Source organism: Polaromonas sp. SP1, assembly GCF_003711205.1.
Lineage (GTDB): Bacteria > Pseudomonadota > Gammaproteobacteria > Burkholderiales > Burkholderiaceae_C > Polaromonas.
Genome location: NZ_CP031013.1, coordinates 1902501 through 1928838, shown reverse-complemented (window position 1 = coordinate 1928838; position 26338 = coordinate 1902501). Strand labels below are relative to the sequence as shown.

General features: G+C 62.0%; 19 protein-coding genes and 2 rRNA genes (1 of these 21 running past the window's edge). 9 read left to right on the top strand and 12 right to left on the bottom strand.

All coding sequences use genetic code 11. From position 1 onward, the window contains the following. Positions 1-19: 19 nt before the first annotated feature. The 3 genes from DT070_RS09130 to DT070_RS09120 all read right to left on the bottom strand — a co-directional run bounded on the left by DT070_RS09130 (position 20) and on the right by DT070_RS09120 (position 3070). Complete coding sequence (locus DT070_RS09130) at positions 20-802, bottom strand: HlyC/CorC family transporter (protein ID WP_369973950.1); 783 nt, start codon at positions 800-802, stop codon at positions 20-22. Positions 803-1548: 746 nt separating this feature from the next. Continuing rightward, positions 1549-2286 (bottom strand): GNAT family N-acetyltransferase, encoded by a 738-nt coding sequence (locus DT070_RS09125; protein WP_122955100.1) that lies wholly within the window; start codon positions 2284-2286, stop codon positions 1549-1551. A gap of 310 nt (positions 2287-2596) precedes the next feature. Continuing rightward, positions 2597-3070, bottom strand: a complete 474-nt coding sequence (locus DT070_RS09120) for an Lrp/AsnC family transcriptional regulator (protein ID WP_122955099.1) — start codon at positions 3068-3070, stop codon at positions 2597-2599. Between the two features lie 118 nt (positions 3071-3188). On the opposite strand from DT070_RS09120, the gene hppD reads away from it, so the two are divergent. The 3 genes from hppD to phhA are packed head-to-tail and all read left to right on the top strand — an operon-like array spanning position 3189 to position 6093. Then, positions 3189-4340 carry a 4-hydroxyphenylpyruvate dioxygenase gene (gene hppD / locus DT070_RS09115; protein WP_122955098.1) on the top strand — a complete coding sequence of 384 codons (1152 nt, stop codon included), beginning with the start codon at positions 3189-3191 and terminating at the stop codon, positions 4338-4340. Between the two features lie 53 nt (positions 4341-4393). Continuing rightward, positions 4394-5197 (top strand): transporter substrate-binding domain-containing protein, encoded by an 804-nt coding sequence (locus DT070_RS09110; protein WP_122955097.1) that lies wholly within the window; start codon positions 4394-4396, stop codon positions 5195-5197. Beyond that, the gene (phhA, locus tag DT070_RS09105) at positions 5185-6093 is read left to right on the top strand and encodes a phenylalanine 4-monooxygenase (protein ID WP_122955096.1); all 909 of its coding nucleotides are present in this window, start codon (positions 5185-5187) and stop codon (positions 6091-6093) included. Before DT070_RS09110 ends, phhA begins: the two co-directional genes overlap by 13 nt. Here the strand turns inward: phhA and DT070_RS09100 are convergent. Both DT070_RS09100 and DT070_RS09095 read right to left on the bottom strand, forming a co-directional pair. After that, entirely contained in the window at positions 6090-9467 is a 3378-nt protein-coding gene (locus DT070_RS09100; RefSeq protein WP_122955095.1) for a response regulator, read from the bottom strand. The genes phhA and DT070_RS09100 overlap by 4 nt on opposite strands. After that, on the bottom strand, positions 9464-10576 hold the full coding sequence (locus DT070_RS09095; RefSeq protein ID WP_122955094.1) for a response regulator: 1113 nt from the start codon (positions 10574-10576) through the stop codon (positions 9464-9466). The genes DT070_RS09100 and DT070_RS09095 overlap by 4 nt, the downstream gene beginning before the upstream one ends. A 376-nt stretch (positions 10577-10952) precedes the next feature. Between DT070_RS09095 and DT070_RS09090 the strand changes: the two genes are divergently transcribed. The 3 genes from DT070_RS09090 to DT070_RS09080 are packed head-to-tail and all read left to right on the top strand — an operon-like array spanning position 10953 to position 15827. Then, a complete protein-coding gene (locus DT070_RS09090) occupies positions 10953-12704 on the top strand; it encodes an adenylate/guanylate cyclase domain-containing protein (protein WP_228778533.1) in 1752 nt (583 codons plus the stop codon). A 19-nt stretch (positions 12705-12723) separates the two neighbouring features. After that, complete coding sequence (locus tag DT070_RS09085; protein ID WP_122955092.1) at positions 12724-13881, top strand: phosphatase PAP2 family protein; 1158 nt, start codon at positions 12724-12726, stop codon at positions 13879-13881. Continuing rightward, the gene (locus DT070_RS09080) at positions 13878-15827 is read left to right on the top strand and encodes a S8 family serine peptidase (RefSeq protein WP_122955091.1); all 1950 of its coding nucleotides are present in this window, start codon (positions 13878-13880) and stop codon (positions 15825-15827) included. The genes DT070_RS09085 and DT070_RS09080 overlap by 4 nt, the downstream gene beginning before the upstream one ends. Before the next feature lie 33 nt (positions 15828-15860). On the opposite strand, the gene DT070_RS09075 is transcribed toward DT070_RS09080, so the two are convergent. The 5 genes from DT070_RS09075 to DT070_RS09055 all read right to left on the bottom strand — a co-directional run bounded on the left by DT070_RS09075 (position 15861) and on the right by DT070_RS09055 (position 20457). Next, positions 15861-16520 carry a Crp/Fnr family transcriptional regulator gene (locus DT070_RS09075; protein WP_164483736.1) on the bottom strand — a complete coding sequence of 220 codons (660 nt, stop codon included), beginning with the start codon at positions 16518-16520 and terminating at the stop codon, positions 15861-15863. Positions 16521-16573: 53 nt separating this feature from the next. Further along, positions 16574-17242: a helix-turn-helix transcriptional regulator gene (locus DT070_RS09070; protein ID WP_122957335.1), complete on the bottom strand. Its 669-nt coding sequence runs from the start codon at positions 17240-17242 to the stop codon at positions 16574-16576. 113 nt (positions 17243-17355) lie between these two features. Then, the gene (locus tag DT070_RS09065) at positions 17356-18261 is read right to left on the bottom strand and encodes a triacylglycerol lipase (RefSeq protein WP_122955089.1); all 906 of its coding nucleotides are present in this window, start codon (positions 18259-18261) and stop codon (positions 17356-17358) included. Positions 18262-18299: 38 nt separating this feature from the next. Beyond that, positions 18300-19934, bottom strand: a complete 1635-nt coding sequence (locus DT070_RS09060; RefSeq protein WP_122955088.1) for a GMC family oxidoreductase — start codon at positions 19932-19934, stop codon at positions 18300-18302. A 16-nt stretch (positions 19935-19950) separates the two neighbouring features. Beyond that, positions 19951-20457 (bottom strand): hypothetical protein, encoded by a 507-nt coding sequence (locus tag DT070_RS09055; RefSeq protein ID WP_122955087.1) that lies wholly within the window; start codon positions 20455-20457, stop codon positions 19951-19953. A gap of 67 nt (positions 20458-20524) precedes the next feature. Here DT070_RS09055 and DT070_RS09050 point away from each other — a divergent pair, with 67 nt between their 5' ends. From DT070_RS09050 to DT070_RS09040, 3 genes are all read left to right on the top strand, one after another. Continuing rightward, the gene (locus DT070_RS09050; protein ID WP_122955086.1) at positions 20525-21271 is read left to right on the top strand and encodes a hypothetical protein; all 747 of its coding nucleotides are present in this window, start codon (positions 20525-20527) and stop codon (positions 21269-21271) included. Positions 21272-21339: 68 nt separating this feature from the next. Continuing rightward, on the top strand, positions 21340-23025 hold the full coding sequence (locus tag DT070_RS09045) for an AMP-binding protein (RefSeq protein ID WP_122955085.1): 1686 nt from the start codon (positions 21340-21342) through the stop codon (positions 23023-23025). A gap of 24 nt (positions 23026-23049) precedes the next feature. Then, complete coding sequence (locus tag DT070_RS09040) at positions 23050-23970, top strand: MBL fold metallo-hydrolase (protein ID WP_194965940.1); 921 nt, start codon at positions 23050-23052, stop codon at positions 23968-23970. Between the two features lie 226 nt (positions 23971-24196). On the opposite strand, the gene rrf is transcribed toward DT070_RS09040, so the two are convergent. Together rrf and DT070_RS09030 are read right to left on the bottom strand one after the other, a co-directional pair. After that, positions 24197-24309, bottom strand: a 5S ribosomal RNA gene (gene rrf / locus DT070_RS09035). A gap of 143 nt (positions 24310-24452) precedes the next feature. Beyond that, positions 24453-26338, bottom strand: a 23S ribosomal RNA gene (locus DT070_RS09030) (it continues 994 nt past the right edge of the window).

Sequence of the window (26338 nt, the reverse complement as noted above, 5' to 3'; positions counted from 1 at the left end):
TTGTTGTGTGTTGTTGTCGTCAGGCGCCGGCGGAAACCGGCGAGACCTTGAACCAGCGCACCGCACCACCCTTGGTGTGCAGCACCGTGAATTGCAGGCCGGCCAGCGCGTAGTGCTCGCCGCGCTTGGGCACATGGCCCATCTCATGCGCGACCAGGCCGCCAATGGTGTCGAAGTCGGTTTCGGGCAGCGTCACGGCGAAAGCCTCGTTCACGCGCTCAATCGACGTGTCGCCACTGACGCGGTAGGTGTGGTCGGTCAGGCCGAAGATGTCGCCGTCGTCTTCGGCAATGTCGAACTCGTCCTCGATCTCGCCGACGATTTGTTCGAGCACGTCTTCAATCGTGATGAGGCCGGCAACGCGGCCGAACTCGTCGATGACGATGGCCAGGTGGTTGCGGTTGCCGCGGAACTCGCGCAGCAGGTCGTTCAGGCCCTTGCTTTCAGGCACAAAAACAGCCGGGCGCAGCAAGGCCTTGATATTGAGTTCGGGGGCGCGCTGCAGCTTGAGCAAATCCTTGGCCATCAGGATGCCGAGGATGTTTTCCTTTTCGCCTTCGTAGACAGGAAAGCGCGAGTGGGCGGTGTCGATCACCAGGTGCAGCAACTCGTCGAAGGGCGCGTCGATGTTGATCACATCCATCCGCGGGGCCGCCACCATGACGTCGCCGGCCGTCATGTCGGCCATGCGGATAACGCCTTCGAGCATTTCGCGGCTCTGGGCGCCGATAACGTCATTGTCCTGGGCCTCTACCAGGGTCTCGATCAACTCGTCTTTCGAATCGGGACCGGGGTGGAGCATTTCAGCCAGCTTTTGCAAAAAGCCGCGCTTGTCTTCTGGTTTTGAAGACCGACTGGGGGGAACGTCGGACACGTGATGGCGGTCGGTAGTTGTGAAGGGGGTAAGGATAGCTGAAATCGTTGACTGTTTGGGGATGGGTTTGGGCGGGATTGGTTTTTGGGTGTTTTGGGGCTCTGGCCCAGATGAAATCTGGGCCGTCCGCTATGGAACTGATAGCAAGCATCGGCTGTTCTTGCTCAGGCTTCGGCTGTTCGGTATTCGGTTCCCGCTCCCGATTGCCCCTTGTGGATGCGCCGAGGAGCGCAGGACCAGACGGATCAAGGCAAAAACTTGTCTGAGCCGAAGGCGAGTTGTTTTTGACCCCGGCTGGGCCGAGCACCGCAGGTTGCCCGCAGCGAAGCGGAGGGACGCAGGAGCCAGGGTCGCCTTTTTTTGCTTACTTTTGGTGTTTGCGTAACTTCGCTGCGCGAAGTGAGCAAACCCCGCGCGCATGTCGCGCATTTGGCGAACAAAAAAACCCGCTTTGCGGGTTTCGATAAAAGTGAGTCGCATGCCGGGCGACTCCCGGCCCCGGAACTCAAAACACCTCAGCGCCCATACAACAACGAGGCTTCGACAAGCTCAGCCCGAACGGAGGAGACAGGGTTTCGATACCTCAGCCCGAACGGGAGAGGACTTTTGGCGCGTGCCAGGCAACCCCCGGCCAGCAGCCTCAGCGGAGCGCACGCCACTGGCGCCAGAACCAGCTACATCGGCATCCGGTCCCGCCCATCCCGAACCCCTTGCCGCACTTCCTGGATCACCCCCAGCAAATCCCAGAACTGCTTGGCCTGGACCTTGAGGCGGTAGTCGGTCTGGGCGATCTGCTCTTCGACCATTTCGGTCATGCGCGAATCGAGGTCGGCCGGCGGGAGTTTGAGATACGCCTCGCTTTCGGAGCCGTCGCGCTCTATCGTCGCACCGGCCTTGCGGGCGATGTTGAGCATGGCGGTGTTTTCGCTCAGCGCGTGAATGAACATCATGTCGACGCCGTTGTTGCGGGCGTGCATGACGGCGCGGTCGAACAGGCGACGGCCGTAGCCGCGGCCGCGCGCCTGGGCCAGCACCGAGACGCCGAACTCGGCGCAGCTCTGGAGCTGGGGGTCGGTCGAGTGCGCCAGGTGGGCCATGGCGATGAGCTCGAGCTTGCGGTTGTAAATCCCGAAAATCTCGTCGCGGTCGAAGTTCAGGCCGTCCACGTAGCGACGAATCTGCTCGTCGTTGGCGGAGTAGCCAAAGCGCAAATAGCGGTCGTGCTCGCCCAAAGCCAGCAGGTGTTTGGCGATGCGTTCCCCGTGGCTGGGGCCCATGGAGCGGATTGGGACCATAACAGGCGGTACGTGGGGCGCAACGGGCGCCTGGGGGGTTCGCTCTTCCGCCGGCGGGCGGAAGAATTCCTTGCTCGCGTTGTAGGAGGCTTTCAAAAGTGTGCTTGGGGTAACCATGACTTCAATATAAGGGTTTTCCCTAGAATCACCAGTCTAAGGGCTTCTCCAGCACCATCAATAGGGAGGCCAGCCAAACTTTCAGGTCAAATCGGGCTCTAGCCCATGCTCTGCCTGGGCTTGCAGCTATTAAATCAATAGCAATTTGGGGGCAGAAAACGCCCGGATTCAGCTTATGTTGCACCGCAACAACAGCACACAAAAGCCACCCTCGTGAATTACGTCCGCCGGCGTCCTGCAGCACACCTCCAAAAACCACTCACGCCATTGGCTACCCGCTTGTTGACGCAGGCCTGACTGCCCCGAAAACTCAGAGCGGCACGGCCGTGGTGGCCTTGACCCGGTCCAGCACAAAGCTGGTTTTGCAGTCCTGCACGCTGGGGTGCTTGAGCAGGGTGTCCATGATGAAACGGCTGTAATGCGCCATGTCCTGCACCACCACACGCAGCAAATAGTCCATCTCGCCGGTCAGCGCCGAGCACTCGGCCACTTCGGGCCAGGTCTGCACGCTGGCGCGGAACAAATCCATGGGGTTGCGCTTGTGGCTTTCGGTGTGCTTTTCGAGCCGCACGTTGATATAAGCCGTAAGCCCCAGCCCCACGGACTCGGGCTTGACCAGCGCCACGTAGCGGTCGATCACGCCGCTTTCCTCCAGCCGCTTCACGCGCCGCAGCACCGCGCTGGGCGACAGGCCCACCTGCTCGGCCAATTGGTCGTAGGTGGCGCGGCCGTCGTCCTGAAGGCTGCGCAAAATGTGGCGGTCGAGCTTGTCGAGTGTTTCCATTCGTCTAATTTTGCAGGTTTACTGCGTCAACAGCAACCCAGACGCCCTATTTCGCAGTAAAACTGACCGCCCGCGCCGCTAAAGTCACTTCATACCGCACACCACTTTGGAGACACGCATGAACGCACGCGACGACACCGCCCTGAACTTTGAACAAGGCGCGGCCTGGGACAACCCCATGGGCACCGACGGTTTTGAATTCATCGAATACGCCGCACCGGACCCGGTCGCCATGGGCGCGCTGTTCGAGCGCATGGGCTTCAAGCCGATTGCCAAACACCGCCACAAGAACGTGACGCTGTACCGCCAGGGCGGCATCAACTTCATCCTCAACGCCGAGCCCGATTCGTTTGCGCAGCGCTTTGCGCGCCAGCACGGCCCCAGCGTGTGCGCCATCGCCTTTCGCGTGAAAGACGCCAAATTTGCCTATGAGCGAGCCATCGCCCTCGGCGCCTGGGGCTATGCGCAAGCCGCCGGCCCCGGCGAGCTGAACATCCCGGCCATCAAGGGCATCGGCGACTCCATCATCTATTTCATCGACAAATGGCGCGGCAAGAACGGCGCGCAGCCGGGCGACATCGGCAACATCGGCTTTTACGACGTGGACTTCGAGCCGCTGCCCGGCGTGGACGGCGACGCGCTCAACCCGATGGGCCACGGCCTGACCTACATCGACCACCTGACGCACAACGTGCACCGCGGCCGCATGGACGAATGGGCCGGTTTTTACGAACGGCTCTTTAACTTCCGCGAGATCCGCTACTTCGACATCGAAGGCCAGGTCACCGGCGTCAAAAGCAAGGCCATGACCAGCCCCTGCGGCAAGATTCGCATCCCGATCAATGAAGAGGGCAATGAAAAGGCCGGCCAGATCCAGGAGTACCTGGACCGCTACCAGGGCGAGGGCATCCAGCACATCGCCATGGGCAGCAACGAGCTGTTTGCCACGGTCGACGCACTGCGCGCCAGCGGCGTGAAGCTGCTGGACACCATCGACACCTACTACGAGCTTGTCGACAAGCGCATCCCCGGTCATGGCGAAAGCGTGGCCGATTTGAAGAAACGCAAGATCCTGGTGGACGGCAAAAAGGGCGCGCTGCTGCTGCAGATCTTCAGCGAGAACCAGCTGGGTCCGATCTTCTTCGAGTTCATCCAGCGCAAGGGCGACGACGGCTTCGGCGAGGGCAACTTCAAGGCGCTGTTTGAAAGCATCGAGCTGGACCAGATGCGCCGCGGCGTGCTGGCAGGCAAAGAGGCGGCAAAGGGCTGAGACAGGCGGGCGCACAATAAAGCCCCACCGATCAACCCCCTACGGAGATTGCCATGTCCCTTCGCCTGAAATCGCAACGCGCGCTGGCCGCGCTTGGCCTTGCTTCGGCTTCCTTGCTGGCCTCGGCCCAGACCGTCGTCAGCGTGCTGCCCGCCTCCAGCCTGGACGCGGTGCAAAAAGCCGGCGTGCTGCGCATCTGCACCCCGGGCGACTACAAGCCCTTCAGCTTTCAGCGGCCCGACGGCGCGTTTGAAGGCATCGACGTGGATTTGATGGCCTCTTTCTCGGCCAGCCTGGGCGTCAAACCCGAGTGGATCAAGACCAGCTGGGCCAACCTGATGCCCGACATGGTGGCCGGCAAATGCGACATCGCCGTCGGCGGCATCTCGGTGACGACGGAGCGGCAAAAGAAGGCCTTCTTCAGCGCCCCTTACATGGTCAACGGCAAGACGCCGATTGCGCGCTGCGCCGACGTCGCCAAGTACCAGACCGTGGCCGACATCGACAAACCGACGACGCGCGTGATCTTCAACCCGGGCGGCAGCAACGAGCGTTTTGCACGCGCCAACTTCAAGCAGGCACAGATGCGGCTGAACCCCGAGAACCTGACGATCTTTGACGAAATCCTGGCCAACCGCGCCGACGTCTTCGTCACCGAATCGGCCGAGGCCATCACCCAGCAGAGGCTCAAACCGGGCCTGTGCGCCGTCAACCCCGACAAACCGCTGCAGTACGGCGAAATGGCCTGGCTGCTGCCGCGCGGCGACGTGCCTTTCAAGGCTTACGTCGACCAATGGCTGCACCTGGCCAGGGCCGGCGGTGATTACCAGCGTGTGGAGAGCCAATGGCTGAAGTAGCAGACAGCAAGAGCAACACGCCGCCGCCGGCGGTGTACGGCCAGTCCGACCGGCCGCCGCGGGGCGACTACGCGCGCGGCGGCAAAGTCAACGCCGACTACACCTGCCCGCAAAACTACGCGGCCTACACGGCGCAAGACCACGACACCTACCGGCGCCTGTACACACGCCAATCGGCCCTGCTGGCCGGGCGTGCCTGCAGCGCCTTTATTGAGGCCCTGCCCAGCCTGGGCGTGAGCGATGCGATCCCGCGTTTTGAAGACGTCAACGCGCGCCTCTTCAAAGCCACCGGCTGGGAGCTGGTGGGCGTGCCGGGGCTGATCCCCGAGGTGCCGTTTTTTACGCTGCTGGCCAACCGCAAGTTTCCGGTGACCGACTGGATTCGCACGCCGGCGGAGTTCGACTACATCGTCGAGCCCGACATCTTTCACGACCTCTTCGGCCACGTGCCGCTGCTGTTCGATCCGAGCTACGCCGACCACATCCAGGCCTACGGCAAGGGCGCGCTGAAGGCGCATGCGCTGGAGCACGGCACGAGCGGCGCAGCGCCGATTCCCGGCGCGGTGGAGATGCTCTCGCGCCTGTACTGGTACACGATTGAGTTTGGTTTGATGCGCGACAAAAAGGGCGGCGACGAAGTGCGGGCCTATGGCGCCGGCATTTTGAGCAGCCCCGGCGAGCTGGCCTGGAGCGTGGAGTCTGCCGAGCCGCAACGCATTGCGATGCAGAACAACGCCGACCTGCTGCGCTGCATGTCGTCGACCTACAAGATAGACACCTTCCAGCAGCAATATTTTGTGATCGACAGCTTTGAGGCGCTGCTGCGGCTGACGGAGCCGGACTTCACGCCGTTTTACAAAACGCTGGCCCAGGCAAAAACAGGCGCACCGGCCTAACCCGGTGCGGCCATCCAGTCATTGAGCGCCTGGCGCGTCCGGTCGGCCAGCTCACAGACACGCGCCACCTGCTGGGCCGCATCGGCCGGCCACTGGCCCTGCAGGCAGGATTGCTCCAGCACAAAGCAGGCGTCGCTCAGCGCCTCGGCGCCCACGTTCGATGCCGCGCCCTTGAGGGCGTGCGCCGCGCGCGAGAGCTCGGCGCTGTCGGAGGCCTCCAGCGCCTCGCGGATGCTGTCGATGCGGTTCGGCGCGTCGCTGGTAAACAGCGCAATCACTTCGCGCGTCATGGTGCGCTCGTCGTCGTCAAATTCCTTGAACTGCTCGAGCCGGCTCCAGTCCATCAGGATGACCGGCGTTTTTTGGTCTTTTTGGGCTCCAGCCCAGGCAGCGTCTTGGCTTTTAGCTATGATTTTTGTAGCGCCCTCGCCGTCCGGCTGGCGGGCGTAACGGGCCAGCGCTTCGGACAACTCGTCAATGCGCAGCGGCTTGGGCAAAAAGCCGACCATGCCGGCGGCCAGGCAACGCTGGCGGTCTTCTTCCAGCACCGAGGCGGTCAGCGCAATGATGGGCGGCGCGGCCTCGCCGTGCGTGGCGATGATCTCGCGCGAGGAGGCAAAGCCGTCCATCACCGGCATGTTGGCGTCCATCAGGACGGCGGCGTAGGGCCGCGGGCCGTCACGCGTGCCGGCGCCGGTGCCCAGCGATGCGGCCACCCTGTCGGCGGCCTCGCGGCCATTGAGCGCGGTGGCGGCCTCATAACCGAGCTTGGCCAGCATGGCGAGCGCCACTTTCAAATTCACGGCGTTGTCGTCGGCCACCAGGATGAACTGGTTGCGCAGCGCGGGTTTGCCGGCTTCTGCTATGTTTTTAATAGCTACCGGATCAGACGTGACGCGGGCTATGGCCTCAAAAAGCTGTGACTGGCGGTAGGGCTTGAGCAAACGCGCGTCAAACACCCGGGCCTGCTCGCCGGTGGGCATGGTGCCCGAGGTAAGCAGCACGATGCAGACGCCGGGGTGGCGTTCGCGCAGCGTCTGGGCAAAAGTCTGGCCGTCCATCTCGGGCATGTGCATGTCGGTCACCACCACATCGACCGGGTGGGTTTGCAGCCAGGCCAGCGCCTCGCCGGCGCGCTCGAACAGCGCGGGCTCCATGCCCCAGCGGCGCAGCTGCTTGTCAAGGATGCGCAGGTTGACGGGCGTGTCGTCGACCACCGCCACGCGCTTGCCGGCCAGGCTCACCATGTGCAGCGACGACAGCTGGGCAATTTCAGGCGCGTCGGCATAACCCAGGCGCGCGGTGAACCAGAAGGTGGAGCCCTGGCCCGGCATCGACTCCAGCCCAACGCTGCCGCCCATCAGGCCGGCCAGGCGCTTGCAGATGGCCAGCCCCAGCCCGGTGCCGCCGTATTTGCGGGTGGTGCTGGCGTCGACCTGGGTGAAGGACTGAAACAGCGCCGACTGCCGGTCTTTCGGGATGCCGATGCCGGAATCCTTGACGCGAAACTCAATCAGCCCGCCCTGCTGCGCCGTGGCGTTTTCCAGCACATGGGCCGAGACGATGACCTGGCCCTTGTCGGTGAACTTGACGGCGTTGTTGACGAAGTTGAGCAGCACCTGGCGCAGCCGGGTGACGTCGCCGCGCACCCAGGTGGGCAGCTCGTCGCCCAGGTCGACCAGCAGTTCCAGGCCTTTCTCGCGGGCGCGGGGCGCGCCGATGTCGCAGGCTTCCTCGATGGTGGCCATGAGGTTGAGCGGCTCGTTTTCCAGCTCCAGCTTGCCGGACTCGATTTTCGAGAAGTCCAGGATGTCGTTGATCACGCCCAGCAGCTGGTCGCTGGAGACGCGCATGGTGTGCAGGTAGTCACGCTGCTCGTGGTCCAGCGTGGTGTCGGCCAGCAACGTGGTCATGCCCACCACGCCATTGAGCGGCGTGCGGATCTCGTGGCTCATGGTGGCCAGGAAGGCGGCCTTGGCGCGGGCCGCGGCAAGCGCTTCCTCACGCGAGGCGGCCAGCTCGGCGGTGCGGCTGGCAACGCGGGCTTCGAGCGTTTCGTTGGCGTCCTGCAGGGCCAGGGTTTGCGCTTCGATGGCGGCCCGGTTGCGCACGATTTCTTCGGCGCTGTCGTGCATGGCCTGCGAGAGCTGGCGCACCTCGGTGATACGGGCGTTTTGCTGCACCTCGGGCACCTCGGCCCGCGCCAGCTGCGTGGCGGCCACGCTCAATGCTTTGAAGCGCCGGCTCAGGCGGTACGCCAGCCAGGTGGCCAGCAAGGCACCCAGCACCAAGGCCAGGGCCATCACGGCCAGCGTCTTTTTGAGGGCAGCCTGGCTGGCCGCGGCGAAATCGCTTTCAGGGGCGGCCACCACCAGGCTCCAGCGCAGCCCCAGGCTTTCACCGAAAGGCCTGAGTACGACGATCAGGGTGTCGTCCTGCAGGGGCACGCGGTGCAGGAAGGCGATGCGCTGCACGCTGTCGGGCAGCGTGCGGCCCAGGCTGGACGCGACTTCGTTGTAGGCGCTGCGAATGACGGCGTTTCGGCTGTCCATGGGCCGCTTGCGTTCCAGCTTGCCGCCCTCGCCGGCAAACAGCGGGTCTATGGTGGAGTTGGCGACGAGCAGGCCGTTTTCATCCAGCAGGAAAGCGGTGCCGCGGGCGCTGAAGACCATGGTCTGCAGCAGCTCTTTGAGACGCGCCAGGTGCAGCTCGACCGCGAACACGCCCAGCGCGCCGCCGTCGGCGCCGTACACCGGCTGCGCCAGCGTGACGAGCAACTGGTTGTGGGCCGCCGAAGGCGACACGGCGGTGAAGCTGCGGCCCTTGTTTTCCATCGCGCCCTGGTACCACGCGCGGGTGCGGGGCTCATGGTTCGCTTCTTCGGTAGAGGTTTTCTGGCGGCGGTCGCCGGGGTATTCGGCCGCGTAAAAGCTGCGGCCCACGCCGCCCTCTTTGCGCACGGCGACCTGCGTCGCGCCGTTGCCGCCCTGGGCCGGCGCCTCGACCGCCAGGTATTCGCCGCGGTGCGTGGCCAGGGCCATCTGCGGCACGCGGGGCGTCATGCGTGTCATGGCAAACGCGGTCTGCTCAAACAGCTCGGGCTTTTGCATCAGCAGGCGCGCGCGGGCAACACCCGCCTCGCCCGGCTGCTCATGGATCAGGCCGTTGAGCACGATGTGCGCTTGCGACAGGTGCTCTTCGGTGACGATCTGCATGCGCTGCGCCGTGGCCTCCACGGTTTTTTCGGCCAGGGTCTGCACGCTTTGCAGGTTGCTACGGTACAAAAACCAGCCCACGGTGGCGGCCGGAACGATGGAAAACACCAGCAGGCTGGTCACCAGCACCGTGCGCAGCGACCAGGTGCGCGCCGTCATGCCAGGCCCACGATTTCCACGGTGTCCAGCGGCCGGCCGCGGCCCGCCACCTGCACCAGCGCGCGCCGGCCGGTGCGCACGGCGCCGGTCACCAGGCGGGAGGCCTGCACGCTGGCGGCAATCGTCCAGTCGAGCCGGGGCTCACCCTGGAACAGCTTGAGCGCCACCGCCACGGTGTCGCCGATCGGCGTGGTCTGGCCGGAGCGGCCCACCAGGCCGTCCAGGCCGGCAAAAGCCACGGGGCCGCTGTGCAGCGCCACGCCCAGCGAAAAGCTGGGCAAGTCCTGGCTGCCGAAATGCTGCTGCACATAGGCATCGATGCGCTTGGTGGCGTCCGCCAGCCCCAGGGCGGCGCGCATGGCGCGCAGGCCGTGGTTGACCGAGTGCGTGTCGTTGGCGTCCACAAACACGCACAGCATGCCGTCGCCCACAAACTGCATGTAGTGCGCGCCGAACAGGTAAACCGTGTCGCCCACGCTGCTGTAAAGCCGCCTGACGATGTCGCTGATCTCCGCCCCCGAAAGGCGCTGGGTCCACAGGCCGTAGTCGCGCATGTCGGCAAACAGCACCGTGGCGCTGGTAAACCGGTCGTTGTCGCGCACGGGGCCGCTCTCGGGCCACTGCTGGCTCAGTGAGCTGGCCAGGCGCGACTCGTACAGGTCGCTGATTTTCTGGGCCTGCTCCGAGAGGGCCAGCTGGATGGCCTTGTCGATGACCTGCGTGCGCATGGCGTTCGCCCGGTTGAGCTTGTTGAGCTGCGCATTGACGGCTTCCAGCAGTTCCTGCGGGGCAAAGGGCTTGGTCAGGTAGTCGTCGGCGCCGGTCGTCATGCCCTGGCGCATGTGGGTGCGGTCCTGCAACGATGTGAGCAGGATCACGGCCGTGGTGGCCAGCGCGTCGTCGTTGCGCACCTTGTCCAGCACCTCGAAGCCGTCCATGTTGGGCATCTGGATGTCGCTGACCACCACATCGGGCCTGAATTCACGAATCAGTTCGAGGCCCTTGAGGCCGTCTTCGGCCGCCTTGACCTCATGGCCTTCTTTTTTCAGGACCTGCGTCACGAGCATGCGGGTACCCGCGTCATCTTCAATCACCACGATCAATGGCATACCGGAACTCTCGCTGCTTTAAAAGAAAATAGATCGACGACTGGCGCGGCGTGGGCTACCTGCGGGCACGCACGGAAAACCGCCACCCGCTATTGTCGCCACACGACAATAGCGCCCATTTGACACGAATGTTGGCCCGCTGGGTGCCTGCCGGGGGAGGCTCGCGTTTGCAGTCCCCGCCCCCCCCAGGCGAACTTAAGATTGGCGCGCCTTCCTGCGAATCACCCACAATTCAACACTGATACAACAGTGCTTCGCTCAAGAGCCACCCTTAGCACAGCAAGTGTTTATGCCGCGCAGTTCCTCCTACAAAATGAGGAGGTAAAAATTTGTTACACCGCTTACGATGCACTCCCTGATTGAATTGCCCAACCACATGAACAGAAGCACCAAAGTGCTGCTGGTAATGGACGTGGTGGAGTCGGTCAGGATCATGGAGCAGGACCAAGATGACTTCGTACGGCGGTGGCAACAACTGGTACAGCATGCAGAGCAGCAAATCCTGCCCCTGCATGGCGGCCGCATTGTCAAAAGCCTGGGTGATGGCCTGATGCTGGAATTTGCCGACGCACAGGGCTGCGTGAAGGCCGCATTTGCGCTCCAGCATTTCAGTGAACACACCAACTCCCACATTCCGTCTGACGCGCAAATGCATTTGCGCATGGGCGGGCACATCGCCAGTTTTGTTACCGACGAGCACGATATCTACGGCACCGATGTCAACCTCACGGCACGCTTTTGCACGCTGGCCGGCCCTAACGACATCGTGATTTCCGCGGAGCTGCGCGACCGGCTGATTCCTGCGCTGGACGCCGACGTTGAGGACATGGGCGAGTGCTACCTCAAGCATGTTGAAAAACCGGTTCACGCCTACCGTGTGTTGCCGCCCGGCAAGGCGGCGGTCCTCATGGCGCTGCCGGCTGACCCGACCGAGCTGCGGCCCACGGTGGCCGTGATCCCGTTTACAGCGCGCACTTCAGGCCCGGACGACGCCGTGCTGGGCGAAATACTCGCCGAAGAAATCATCGCCGCCCTGTCTCGTGCGCCGGACCTGAATGTCATATCGCGCCTGTCGACAACGGCACTGCGCGGGCGGGACACCAGCCTGCCCATGCTGCAAAGCCACCTGAACGCCAACTACGTGCTGTCGGGCGCCTATCGTGTCGCAGGGGGCCAGGTGATTCTGGTCGCTGAGCTGATCGAGGCACGCTCGGGCCGCGCCGTGTGGGGCGACAGCCTGAAAAGCACTGTGCAGGAGGTGCTGCAGGGCGAAGACCGGATCACCGCGGAAGTAGTATCGCAACTCGGCGCCCATATCGTTCACACGGAAATGCAGCGCGCCGCCAGCCGGCCACTACCCAATCTGGAGAGCTCGACCTTGCTGCTGGGCGCGATCTCGCTGATGCACCGGTCCACCCGCAGTGAGTTTGACCGCGTACGCGAGATGCTCGAGTACCTGATAGACCGGCACCGCCGCCTGCCAACGCCCCGCGCCTGGCTGGCCAAATGGCATGTGCTGCAGGTGACGAGGGGCTTGTCGTCGGGCGGCAAGGACGAAACCAAACGCGCGCTCGAGCAGACCCAGCGCGCACTCGATGTCGACCCGTCCTGCTCGCTCGCGCTGGCGGTCGAGGGCTTTGTGCATTGCCACATGCTCAAGGACCTCGACGGCGCGGCGCGGCGCTATGACGCGGCGCTCGCGGTCAACCCCAACGATTCGCTGGCATGGCTGTTCGACGGCGTGCTGCACGCCTTTCGCGACGAGGGCGAGCACGCACTCGCCAGTGCAGAAAAAGCGCTGCAGCTCTCGCCGCTGGACCCCCTGCGTTACTTTTACGATTCGCTGGCCGCGACGGCGGCACTGTCGGCGCGGCGCTACGACCTCGCGATAGAACTGGCGAACCGCTCGCTCAAGGCGAACCGCCTGCATTCCTCAACCTTGCGCGTGCTGACCATCGCCCAGGTCCAGACCGGGCAGATAGCCAGCGCAAGCCAGACACTGCAAAAGTTGCTGCTGCTCGATCCGGCACTGACGGCAACGAGCTATCGCAACCGCAACCCCAGCATGCTGTACGCAACCGGCCAGGAATGGGTGGCCGCACTGCGCGAGGCGGGCTTGCCCGAATGATTTTTACGGAGAACCTTCAATGAGCATACTTTCAATTCTGGGTGGGGCGGGCGGCGCAGGCGGTGCAGGTGGCGCCGGCGGTGCGGGTGGAGCAGGAGGCGCAGGGGGCGCCGGTGGTGTGGCCGGAGTGTTCGGCACCTTGCCGCTGACCAACCCGCAGATTTTCGCCACCGACCCCTACACCCTGGTCTCGAGCCGCGACGCAACGATGGTGCCGCTGGACCTGGGGTCTTACCCGGTGGTGGCGGCGGCGCTCGATGATCCTGAAAACATGCAGCGCTGGGAACCGTGGGTACGCGCCTATGTCTGCCAGGCAGCGATGCTGGAGCCGCTGTCTTTTCACAAGGTCGGCTCGCAAGGTGCGGCGATATGGCATGTCGAATCTCACCCAGGCTCGCCGCCTGATGCGCCCCCCGCGCTGACCGTGACGCCAAAACCGATCGCCCGGCTGAGCCGCCCAACGATTCCGGCCTTCAAGGAACAGCTCAAAAAGGTGCTTTCGTGGGCCGACCTGCGCGAAGAGCGAACCGCCGAAATCATTGCCCAGATCGACCCCCAGTTCGCCTTCTGGGGTTCGGTTGTGTACCTGCATCCGTCACGCACGCCGCGCACGCTCGAACTCATCAACATGTGCATGCTGCTGGCAGTGAATGTGGAGATGCAGTTCAAACACGCGCTGGCCTGCTGGCGCCCTATTGAATACTCGCCCCAGGTGCAGCCGATCATCACAACGCCCGGCCACGGCAGCCTGCCCAGCGGCCATGCGACGCAGGCCTATATCGTGGCGCACGTGCTGCAGGCGCTGCTGGACCTGCCCGACTCGCACCCGGTCAGCATCCAGTTGCAGCGCCAGGCGGCGCGCATCGCAACCAACCGCGTGGTCTCTGGCGTGCATTTCCCGGTCGACAGCATCTCGGGACGTCTGCTTGGCACCACGCTGGGTGAATATTTCGTGGCGCGCTACAAGGCCGGTAAAAAATGGACGCCGCGCGACTTTGACGGCCCGGTGATGACTGGCCAGGAAGACCTGATGCCGCCGACACAGCCCCTCGATGGTCCCAATGCGCCGGACTTCTACAAGCCCTTCGGCGCCAAGAGCTCGGCTGCCGCTACGGGTGTGCTGCGCTACATGTGGGACCGCGCACTCAAGGAGTGGGAACACGTGAGGTTCCAATGAGCTGGCAAGCCATCGCGCATGGGGCGCACGTGAACTGGTCGCAGCCTGATCCGCTGGACGGCCTCGATCCCTATCTGGTCTGGGCCGACGGCACGGCTTTTGCGCCCTATGGCGGCCTGCCGGCCAACGGCAAGATCGCGACACTGATAGAACTGCAGCCCGGCAGAACCGTTGCAGAGCTTGTCAGCCACTCCGGCGGCGGCCTGCAACTCTCGGACATACCCGGCGCCTATCGCGGCCCTGGTGCACAGCCGCGCTTTCTGACGGCATGGCCGCAAGCCGCTTTTTTCAGGCGCCTGAAGACCACGCTCTCGGGCATCGTCGCACGTGCAGAGATCAGCCTGCCGGTCGTGCCACAACGCCCCAAATACAGGCCGCCTTCGGCGCCGGCCTGCGGCCCGGCCGTCGCGCGCGGTATTGCCAGAAAGACCTTGATAGGCGTGATCGACGACGGCTGTGCGTTCGCGCAATACCACCTGCAGGATTCGGCGGGCAACACCCGCGTCTGCCGCCTCTGGGACCAGGAAGACCAGGGCGCTTTTGTGGCCCAGGGTCAGGTACCGCCGGACTTCGGCCGCGGGCATGAAGTGGACGGCGAGCAATTGCAGTCGCTGATCGACAGCATGACCCGCCACAACGCCGTCAACGAGGACGCGCTTTATGCAACGGCGACCTATGACCGGTTGAGCCGGGCGCGCACCCACGGCGCGCACGTGACAGACGTGCTGGCTGGTGCGATGGCAGTGCGTTCGAGGGTCGGCAGCCGCACCATGCCGCCGACTTTTGAGGATGCGGACGATACGGCCGCCAGCGACGATGCCGGCATTGTTTTTGTGCAGCTGCCGCGTGCCTGCCTGCAGGACCCTTCGGGTGCCTGGCTGGACGTGCACGTGCTGGATGCCATGCGCTACATCCTGAGTTGCGCTGATGCGCAGACCGAACAGATCATCATCAACCTGAGTTTCGGCCCGCAGCGCGGCCCGAACGACGGCACGGCGATGCTCGAAAAAGCCTTCGACGAACTCGGCGCCGAGCACCCGGAGCTGACCTTGACCGTGGCAGCCGGCAACAGCTTCTCGGAGCGCGGTCATGCGCGCTTCAAGCTCAAAGCCAACGCGACCAAGACCCTGCACTGGCATGTCATGCCCGGCGACGAGACGCCGACTTTTGTCCAGCTCTGGATGCCTGCCGGCGCCACCGGCGTAGAACTGCGGGTGACGCCACCCGGAATGGCCGAGAGCCCGTGGATGAGCCCCGGCGATGCGCAGGTGAGCCCCAATGCGGCGAAACCTTCGTGCGGCATCGTCTACATGCCGCATACGTCGCGCGGCAGCGTCGGCGCGATGGCGCTTGTGGCGCTGGCGCCGTGTGCGTCGTTTCGCCCCACCACAGCGCTCGCGCCGCATGGCCTGTGGCAGATAGAAGTACGGAACAATTCGGACAGTGCGTTGACACGGCCGGTACATCTGTGGATAGACCGCGACGACTTCAACCTTGGCACGATGGTGCGGGGTCGGCAGTCGCACTTTGTCGATCCGCTCTACGATCCGCTGCGCTGGCTCAAGTCAGCCACCGACGATACGCCGGGCAGCGCGGCGCTGGTCCGGCGACGCGGCACGCTGACCGGCATCGCGACCAGCAGCGGCGCGCTCGCAGCGGCCGGCTACCGGCACAGCGATCTCGGACACGTGCGTTATTCATCTGCGGGGCCGACCCGCGGCGCAGCGCAGGGACCGTATTGCGCGGCGGTGACCGACCAGAGCCGCAGCCTGCGTGGTCTGCTGGCGGCGGGCACGCGGGGCGCCAGCGTGGTCAGGCTGGTTGGCACCAGCACGGCGGCACCTCAACTGGCACGCTGGGCCGCAGATGGCCGGCCGCCACCTGGGCCAACGCCAGGCCCGGATCACGATGTCCAGCTGTCGGGAAATGGATTGTTGCCGCTGTAAGCCTGACGCGGCAGGCCTGCCTGCCCTCAGCGCCTACCAGCGGCTGGGCAGTTTCTTGAGCAGGGTGATCCGCTTTGTACCCATTTCGATGTACCCGCCCTTTTCCAGATCCTTGAGCAGGCGGCTGACCATTTCGCGGGAAGCGCCGACACGGCTTGCAATGTCCTGGTGGGTAATGGATTCAAGCGTAAGGCCCGTGCCTGTATCGCGGGTGGTCACGTCATCGTGCTCTTCCAGCACGGCGATCAGCCGGCCGTAGACGTCGAGCAGGGCCATATTGCGTGCGGCCTCTGTGGCCGAGCGGGCGCGGCGAATGACCTGCACCACAAGATTGATGGCAAATCCTGGCTCATCGACCAAGTGTTCACTCACATCCGAACGGCTCAGCACGGCGCAGGTGCAGGGCTCCAGGGTAATGACGGACGCCGAGCGAGGCCCGCCATCCAGGGACATTTCACCGAAATAGTCGCCGGAATGAATGCGCCCATAAGTGATTTCGCGCCCGTTTTCGTCCATGGAAAACACCTTGACGCTGCCTTTGAGGAGCACAAAGAGGTTGTCGCCGATCTCGCCCTCATTGATGACCACCGTTTTTTTGGGGTAACTTCGCACGGCGCCGCGCAAGGCCAGCGTACGCAATTCGGGAGTCAAATGGGCGTATAGGCCCTCGTCGGGAGGTGTAGGCGAACTCATGATCACCCGTAATCTAGCACGTCGCCGGGCGCGCCGGCATCTCCGGGTGAATCTCAGTGAATTTGCCCGAGTGGCAGGGGTGCGATGGGTGGCAGGATGGCCACGCGATTTACCAGCTCGCGGACACCGCTGGAGGCCGTCTTGGCGCACAGGCTGCGCACATGGCTGCGAACGGTGGACACGGCGACTTGCATCTGCACGGCTATTTCCGGCGTGCTGAGGCAGCGGCACAGGTAAACCAGCACCTGCTCCTCCGTCTGGGTAAGGCTGTGGTTGCGGGCGAAAGCGCTGAACACGCCGGATTCGCTCACCCCCAGCCGCGACAACACGAGGGCCATCCGCTCGCAGGGGATGCCCGGCTGGCGCTGCAAAGGCATGACGGCCAGCGAAAAACCCACGCTTTCGGTGGCCAGCCGTATCAGACTGCGCTTGCCGGCAACGGCTTTGGCCATGGCATTTTGAAAGGCCTTGGCGTCTGCCGGCATGAGGACTTTCAGTTCCCCCCGGTCTGCACTGAGGACGGCGGCGTGCTCAAGCTCGCGGCGTGCGGCCTGGTTGGCGTGCAGGATCCGGCCTTGCGCCGTGACGACAAGCACGCCGTGAGCCAACTCATCCACCAGCAAGGCCAGCAAGGCGTGCGTGGAGTCCGGCTCGGCCTCGCCAAGAGGCATGGGCCGGCCAGCTTCCAGAATGCTGGCGTTTTGCATTGCGTACAGTGTCACGGGGCGCTCCATCCTACAAATGGATGAGCATAGGAAACTCGGGACCATCTGAATAGTAAATATGACCCAAGATTCCTGTGAGAAATTCACAGGAATAAGCCCCACGCGCCGGCTCAGGCCGGCTTGCCGTCCAGCATGGCCAGTGTGGCGTTCATGACCTCCGGCAAAAACGCCATCTGCACATGGGCGGCGCCGCGAACCAGCCGGTTGTCAGCCCCCACGAGGGTGGCGGTAGATGTCGGGAACACGATGTTGTCGCAGTTGGAGTACCAGCAGGTGAACAGCGCGTGGCGGTCGACCGGCATTTCATGGTCCAGCTGCGACTGCCAGTCGGACTGCAGCCGCATCTGGCGGCCATTGTGGCCGTGCCCGAATCGCGCCAGCCAGGTCCCGCCGTGAGGCGTTCCGATGGTGACCACATGATGCACACGGGCTTCCGCCTTCATGCGTTTGAGCCAGGCCCGCGCCGCCAGCCCGCCCATGCTGTGGCACACCAGCAGCGGCGGCAGGCCCGTGGCTTCGGTGACTTGCCGGACCGCCTCGTCGATCTGGGGCGCGTAGTCGTCGATGGAGCCGAACAGGGGTTCGAGGTTGACGGCGACAAATACGCGCCCATCGGCCCGCACGCGCTGAAGCCAGGGTGTCCACAGGCCGCGGTTGCAGAAAAAACCGTGCACAAACACCACGCCGCGGCGCCCCTGGCCGGCTGCGGGCGCCAGCTGGTCCGGGACCGCGTTGGTGCGAAAGGGCTGGCGCCAGCAAAACACGCGGGGCGCCGTCAATGTCTCGCCCACCCAGGCGCGCAGCAGCTCTTTCCAGGTCGGCTGGGGCGCCGGATCCGCCTTGTTGATGTGATGAAGAAGCAGGAATTCAAGCGCCAGGAAAGCCGTATAGCCCAGCGCGATGACAAAAAAACCGGTGACGGCCAGGGCCGGGGAACTGCCGCGAAAGTAAACCAGCCAGCCAAAGGCCGCGGCAATCAACGTGAGTGTGATGAGGCGTTGCAGGTGGGCCAGCATGGATCAGCGGGAAAGGCGAGTGTCAAACCCGCAGTATCTCAGGCCAGTGTGACATCGCGGCCGGACAGCTTTTTGGCCAGGCCCTGCGCCAGCCGGTTGACGGCGCCGTAGATCGACAGCTGCGGGTTGGCGCCGATGCTGGTGGGAAACAACGACCCGTCGTGGATCGACAGGTTCTCCAGCTGCCAGTGCACGCCGTCCGGGCGGGTGACGCCCTGGCGCTCAGTGCCCGCCAGGCCGCAACCGCCCATGACGTGCGCACTGACCACGCGGGTCAGCATGGGCTTCATGGGCAGCGCATTGACGGCGTCACGCGCCTGCTCCCACGAGGTATAAGGCTGAGCCATCTCATGCAGCGGTAACACCTGTTTGGCGCCGGCGGCAAACTGGATTTCCATCATCGACAGCAGCGCCTTGCGCCCGCCCTCCATGACGTAAGGTGTCAGCGGATAGTCCAGCACGGCAGAACCATCGCCCCGCAGTTTGACCGCACCGCCCGGAGACTCATCGTGAAAACCGTCCCGCAGCAGGGCCAGCAGCGTGTGGTTGTACGGAAAGGATTTGAGCAGGTCATGCTGGCCCTGGCCGAAGCCCGGCACGGTGGACGCAAAGATCACCGGGTGCAGCGGCGGCGCCTCGAGCTTGTAGCCGATGGGGCCGTCGATGGCCTGCGTTTCCAGAAAATGGTCGGAGTAAATCGTCTGGGGCGCGCCGCTCCAGGCCTCGACTTTGTGGTCAAAGACGCTGGAGGACATCACCACCGGATGGAGAAAAGTCCTGGCGCCCAGCACGCCGTGAGGATCGGGCGCCTGCGAACGCAAGAGCACCGCGGGCGAGTTGATGGCGCCACCGGCAAGCACGTAGTGTTTTGCTACTATTTTTATAGCTACCCGCCCATGCTGTACCTGGGCTAGAGCCGTTTTTTTCTCTAAACCTTGAACACGCCTGCAGAGCAATGCCGTGACTTTTCCGTTGGCCAGCTCGAAGCTGTCTGCGCGGGTTTCGACCAGCAGCATCGCCCCGAGATCCAGCGCCGCCGGGATGGTCGTGACCAGCATGGACTGCTTGGCGTTGGTCGGGCAACCAAGGCCGCAAGAGCCCAGGTTCCAGCAACCCTTGACGTTGCGCGAGATGGCCGACGCAGGAATCCCCAGCTTGGCCGCGCCCCGGCGCAGGAGGTCGTTGTTCTCGTTGGGAGGCACCAGCCACGGCGTGATATTCAGTCGCTGTTCGGCTTGCGCAAAATACGGCGCGAGCGCGTCGACGGTGTAGCCGCCCAACCCGAACCGGTCTTGCCAGAACTGCAGCGTGGAGGCCGGCGTGCGAAATGAGCTGGTCCAGTTCACCGTGGTGGAGCCGCCGACACAGCGGCCTTGCAGGATGTTGATGGCCTTGTCTTCGGTTTTGCGCGCAGCGCTTTCCTGGTAGAGCGAAGGATAGGCTTCTGATTCTTTCTGGTTGAAGTCGCTGCTGCTCTTGAGCGGCCCCTCTTCAATGATCACCACCTGCAGGCCGGCCTTGGTCAGCAGTTCGGCCGTGATGCCGGCGCCGGCGCCGCTGCCGATGATGGCCACGTCGCACGTGATTTTTTCAGGCACAGGGGCATGCGGGCCGCCCATGACTTTCCAGCCGCGCGCCAGGCCTTCGCGGATCGGGTCTTTCAGTTGACTCATGCTGCGTTCAGTGCCTTCAGATTTTCAGGGGGCCGGGGTAACCCAGCAGAGGCCAGCTGGATGGGTCCGAGAAGTAGGCGCCCGCGGTGATGTCATGCAGCGCGGCATAGGCCTGCTGGCGCAATGCGAGCGCAGACAGGCGCATGTCCTGGAGCGAATGCTGGATGTCGGCGATGGAGGCGTCGGGCCACGGCTGGCTTAATCCGGCCAGGGTGCGCCGCCCCGCAGCGCTTGCAAGCAGGGCCAGCAGCTGCGAAAGCTCGGCTTGCGCGTGGGACGGCAAGGACAGCACCAGGACGTCGATGCGGCTGAGCAGGCCTTGCAACGCGATCTGCCGCGCCCCGTCTTCGGCCGGCAGCGTTTTATCCAGCACGGCACGGCCTATCGCGGAAAAAACTTCGCGGCCCGAGTCGCTCAACACGCCGCCTTCGAGGCCCGGCCGCAACAAAGCCGCCGCGCCCCCGGCAACAATCAGCACAGCCGCGGAGGCAGCGCCGAGTTTGAGAAGCGTTCTTCTTTGCATGCTGGAAGTTTCTCATGGGCATTTAAGTTTCTATAGGGGACCGTACCTAGATAAACTCCGGGTTTGTATGGACGCCTCTGCACAACAAATTCACGATGCGCTGCAAGCCGTCGCGCTGCTTCGGCAGCAGCACGCGGCGGACCCGCCGATGGCGCAAGCCGGCGCGGCGATCAAGCGCTTTCAGGCGCGCCGCTTCCAGGTCACCTACTCCGACCTGCTGCACAGTCCGCGCTACAAAACAGCGGCTACCTTCTTTCTGCAGGAGCTGTACAGCGACAAGGACTACGCCGAGCGTGACCAGCAATTCGCACGTATTGCCAGCACCATCGCCAAAATTTTTCCGCAGCCGGTTGTCAATACCGCAGCCGCCCTGGCGGAGGTACATGCCCTCACCGAGAAGCTTGATGACCTGATGGCGCGGGAATGGTTGGCAGACCAGGCCGCCACGCCGGACAGCGATGACTGCGCACGCTATATCCGCTGCTGGCGCCGGGTCGGAGACATCGCGGCAAGAACCCGGCAGCTTGAAGTCGTGCTGCATCTGGGGCATGAGCTCAATCGCCTGACGCGGATGTTCGGGCTGCGCACCCTGCTCAAGATGATGCGCGGGCCGGCCTCAGCCGCCGGCCTGAATTCATTGCAGCATTTTCTGGAGACCGGCTTCGACGCCTTTGCCGACATGCGCGGGGCTGACGAGTTTCTCCGATTGATCAGGGACCGTGAGACAGCGTGGATCCACTCGCTGTTCGAGGACGATGCTGTCACCTGCGAGACCAGATTGGGCCATTTGCTGGCCACCGGCCCCTCATATTGAGTCTGCATTAGGACAAGCCCCATACGAATTGCGCCGCTCGGCTTTCACAATGGCCGCAAGGAGTTTGTATGAACAAGCATTGGCTCAAGAGTTATCCAGAAGGCGTCTCGCACGAGATCAACACCGAGCAGTTCCACTCGCTCTCGCACCTGCTTGAAGACTCGTTCAAGAAGAACGCAGCCAAACCGTTTTCGGTTTGCATGGACCGCTGGATGAGCTACGGTCAGCTCGACGAGCTGTCCTCGGCCTTCGGGGCCTGGCTGCAAAGCCTGGGGCTCGAGCCTGGCGCCCGCGTGGCGATCATGTTGCCGAATGTGCCGCAGTTCGCCGTCACCATGGCCGCCATCTTGCGCGCGGGTTACACCTGCGTGAATGTCAACCCGCTCTACACGGCGCGCGAGCTGGAGCACCAGCTCCGGGATTCCGGGGCAACGACCATCGTCATCCTTGAAAACTTTGCGGCCACACTGGCCGAAGTGATTGAGCGAACACAGGTGAAAAATGTTGTGATGGCCGCCATGGGCGATTTGCTCGGCTTTTGGTATGGGCAATGGATCACTTTTGCGGTCCGCCATCTCGCCAAGCTGGTGCCTGCCTACAAGTTGCCGCTGGGCGAAGGGCGCACCGTGACGGCCTTTAATCGCGCGGTTGCGGAAGGCAGCCGCCTGACACTGCGGCCCGCGCAGACCACGCTGGATTCGATTGCGTTCCTGCAATACACCGGCGGAACCACCGGGTTGTCAAAAGGTGCCGTGCTCACACATCGCAACATCGTGGCGGCCATTTTGCAGGCAGAAGAATGGTTCACCCCCGCGCTCAAACGTGTCGGCGACGTCAGCAAGACCAATAACATCGCGGCGTTGCCGCTGTATCACATCTTCGCGCTCACGCTATGCCTGCTCACCATACGCTGGGGCGCTCACCTGACGCTCATTCCGAATCCGCGGGACTTCGGCAAGTTCATCGAGGTTCTGAAAAAACGGCCCTTTCACATGTTGCCGGCGGTCAATACCCTCTTCAATGCGCTGCTTCAACATCCGCAATTCAAGACCGTGGACTTTTCAAACCTCTGCGTTTCTCAGGCAGGCGGCATGGCCGCGTCTGAAGGGACGGCAAAACACTGGCTGGAAGTGACGGGTTGCCCCATGATCGAAGGCTGGGGCATGAGCGAGACATGCGCCATCGGCACCAACAATCCCGTGACCAACAAGGAGTTCACCGGAACGATCGGCCTGCCGTTGCCGAGCATTGAGGTGGCCATCAAGGATGACGATGGAAAGTCGCTGGCGCTCGGTGAATCCGGCGAAATCTGCATCAAGGGCCCACAGGTCATGACGGGCTATTACCGGCAAGCCGAAGAAAACAAGAAGGCCTTTACGTCAGACGGCTTCATGCGAACCGGCGATATCGGCATCATGGACGAACGTGGTTACACCAAAATCATCGATCGCAAGAAAGACATGATCATTGTTTCGGGCTTTAACGTATTTCCCAATGAGCTTGAGAACGTCATTTCCCTGTGCCCCGGCGTCATTGAATGCGCCGCCATCGGCATTGCCGACGAAAAGCAAGGTGAAGCAATCAAGGTTTTTGTGGTCAAAAACGACCCTACACTGACTGAAGACGACGTCAGCGCCTACTGCAAGCAGCATCTGACGGGCTACAAACGACCTAAATACATTGAATTCCGCGATGACCTACCCAAAACCAATGTCGGAAAAATCCTCAGGCGTGAGCTGCGCACAGCGGCCTGAGCGATTTTTCGCCGGCAACTGCTGATGGCAGCGCCGGACTTACCCGCCGGGCTGCATGTTTTCGAGCGCGGCTGGCTCTCTGCAAACAATATTCTCTTCACTGACGGGGATGAAACCCTCCTGGTAGACAGCGGTTATTGCACGCACGCACCCCAGACGCTGTCATTGGTCGAGTCTGTTTTGGGCTCCCGGCCTCTCGACATCCTCGTCAATACGCACTTGCACAGTGATCATTGCGGCGGCAACGCAGTTTTACAGGCGCGTTACCCAGTTTTGCGCACGCTCATTCCTCCCGGCCATGCAAACCAGGTCGCCAATTGGGACCCGGTGGCGCTGACTTATCTGCCGACAGGGCAGCTTTGCCCGCAGTTCAGCTTTGCGGACGTCCTTCAATCTGGTGCATCCATGCAATTTGGGTCGCAGACCTGGGAAGTGCATGCCGCACCCGGGCATGATCCACATTCACTGATTTTCTTCGAGCCCAGGCACCGGTTGTTGATTTCTGCTGATGCCTTGTGGGAAAACGGGTTCGGCGTCGTTTTTCCAGAGCTCGAAGGAGCGGATGCGTTCTCGGAAGTTGCTGCAACCCTCGATCTGATTGAGCGTTTGAATCCGAAGACTGTCATTCCAGGACACGGCCGCGTGTTCTTATACAGCCCCGAAGTGCTTGCGCGAGCACGCCAACGGCTGACCTCATTTATCAACAACCCGCCCAGACACGCGCACCATGCAGCAAAGGTGCTGCTTAAATTCAAACTACTCGAAACACAGCGGCAGGATTACGATGAGTTTGCACAGTGGGCCATTGAAACGCCATATTTCATGCAAATCAAAACCAAGTTTTTTACGAATATTCCTGCCCGCACATGGATTGAGCAACTGAGTAGCGAACTGGTCGGCGCCGGCGCAGCCAAAAGGGAAGGTGCGCAGATCGTGAACGCTTAAATTAACGCCCACTCGGTCGAAATTCAGACCCTTATCTCGTTCTTACCACTACCAAACCCTCCGATCTGGCGCCTGCAAGGGTCACAAATATTCTGCTCCGCACAAAGTAGAAAGCCCGCATGAATCCATGCGGGCTTTTTGCATTTTGTGAGCCAATCAAATACCGGAAGCACAAAAGAAAACGCCCGGTTGATCAAAAATCAACCGGGCGTTCCTTGCTGTAAGAGCCTGACGATGTCCTACTTTCACACGGGAATCCGCACTATCATCGGCGCTAAGTCGTTTCACTGTCCTGTTCGGGATGGGAAGGAGTGGTACCAACTTGCTATGGTCATCAGGCATAACTTGTTGACAGATTGTCCAAAGAACAATCCATCGAATTCATAGAGTAAATCAGCTTTTATTTAGATTCGCACAGCTGCTGAGCTGTGCCTTTTGAATGCGTCAACTTGGCATAACAACTTCGAATTAATCAAAGTTATAGGGTCAAGCCGCACGAGCAATTAGTATCAGTTAGCTTAACGCATTACTGCGCTTCCACACCTGACCTATCAACGTCCTGGTCTTGAACGACTCTTTAGGGGGCTCAAGGCCCCGGCAGATCTAATCTTGAAACGAGTTTCCCGCTTAGATGCTTTCAGCGGTTATCTCTTCCGAACTTAGCTACTCGGCAATGCCACTGGCGTGACAACCGATACACCAGAGGTTCGTCCACTCCGGTCCTCTCGTACTAGGAGCAGGCTTCCTCAAATCTGCAGCGCCCACGGAAGATAGGGACCAAACTGTCTCACGACGTTTTAAACCCAGCTCACGTACCTCTTTAAATGGCGAACAGCCATACCCTTGGGACCGGCTACAGCCCCAGGATGAGATGAGCCGACATCGAGGTGCCAAACACCGCCGTCGATATGAACTCTTGGGCGGTATCAGCCTGTTATCCCCAGAGTACCTTTTATCCGTTGAGCGATGGCCCTTCCATACAGAACCACCGGATCACTATGTCCTGCTTTCGCATCTGCTCGACTTGTCAGTCTCGCAGTTAAGCACGCTTATGCCATTGCACTATTAGCACGATGTCCGACCGTACCTAGCGTACCTTCGAACTCCTCCGTTACACTTTGGGAGGAGACCGCCCCAGTCAAACTGCCTACCATGCACTGTCCCCGATCCAGATAATGGACCTAGGTTAGAACCTCAAACACACCAGGGTGGTATTTCAACGTTGGCTCCATGCGATCTAGCGACCGCACTTCAAAGCCTCCCACCTATCCTACACAGATCTGTTCAAAGTCCAATACAAAGCTACAGTAAAGGTTCATGGGGTCTTTCCGTCTTTCCGCGGGGAGATTGCATCATCACAAACATTTCAACTTCGCTGAGTCTCAGGAGGAGACAGTGTGGCCATCATTACGCCATTCGTGCAGGTCGGAACTTACCCGACAAGGAATTTCGCTACCTTAGGACCGTTATAGTTACGGCCGCCGTTTACTGGGACTTCAATCAAGAGCTTGCACCCCATCATTTAATCTTCCAGCACCGGGCAGGCGTCACACCCTATACGTCGACTTTCGTCTTAGCAGAGTGCTGTGTTTTTAATAAACAGTTGCAGCCACCGATTTTTTGCAGCCTCATTGGGCTCCCCAAGTAAATGGTTCACCTACTAAAGGCACACCTTCTTCCGAAGTTACGGTGTCAATTTGCCGAGTTCCTTCTCCTGAGTTCTCTCAAGCGCCTTAGAATACTCATCTCGCGCACCAGTGTCGGTTTGCGGTACGGTCGTGTGTAGCTGAAGCTTAGTGGCTTTTCCTGGAAGCAGGGTATCACTCACTTCGTCTGCAAGCAGACTCGTTATCACCCCTCATCTAAGCCCGGCGGATTTACCTACCAGGCACGACTACAGGCTTGAACCAACATATCCAACAGTTGGCTGAGTTAACCTTCTCCGTCCCCACATCGCACTACACATCGGTACAGGAATATTGACCTGTTTCCCATCAGCTACGCATCTCTGCCTCGCCTTAGGGGCCGACTCACTCTACGCCGATGAACGTTGCGTAGAAAACCTTGCGCTTACGGCGAGGGGGCTTTTCACCCCCTTTAACGCTACTCATGTCAGCATTCGCACTTCTGATACCTCCAGCAGGGTTTACACCACCACCTTCACAGGCTTACAGAACGCTCTCCTACCACTTGCAATAAATTGCAAATCCGCAGCTTCGGTAACTGGCTTAGCCCCGTTACATCTTCCGCGCAGGACGACTCGATCAGTGAGCTATTACGCTTTCTTTAAATGATGGCTGCTTCTAAGCCAACATCCTGACTGTTATAGCCTTCCCACTTCGTTTCCCACTTAGCCAATTTTAGGGAC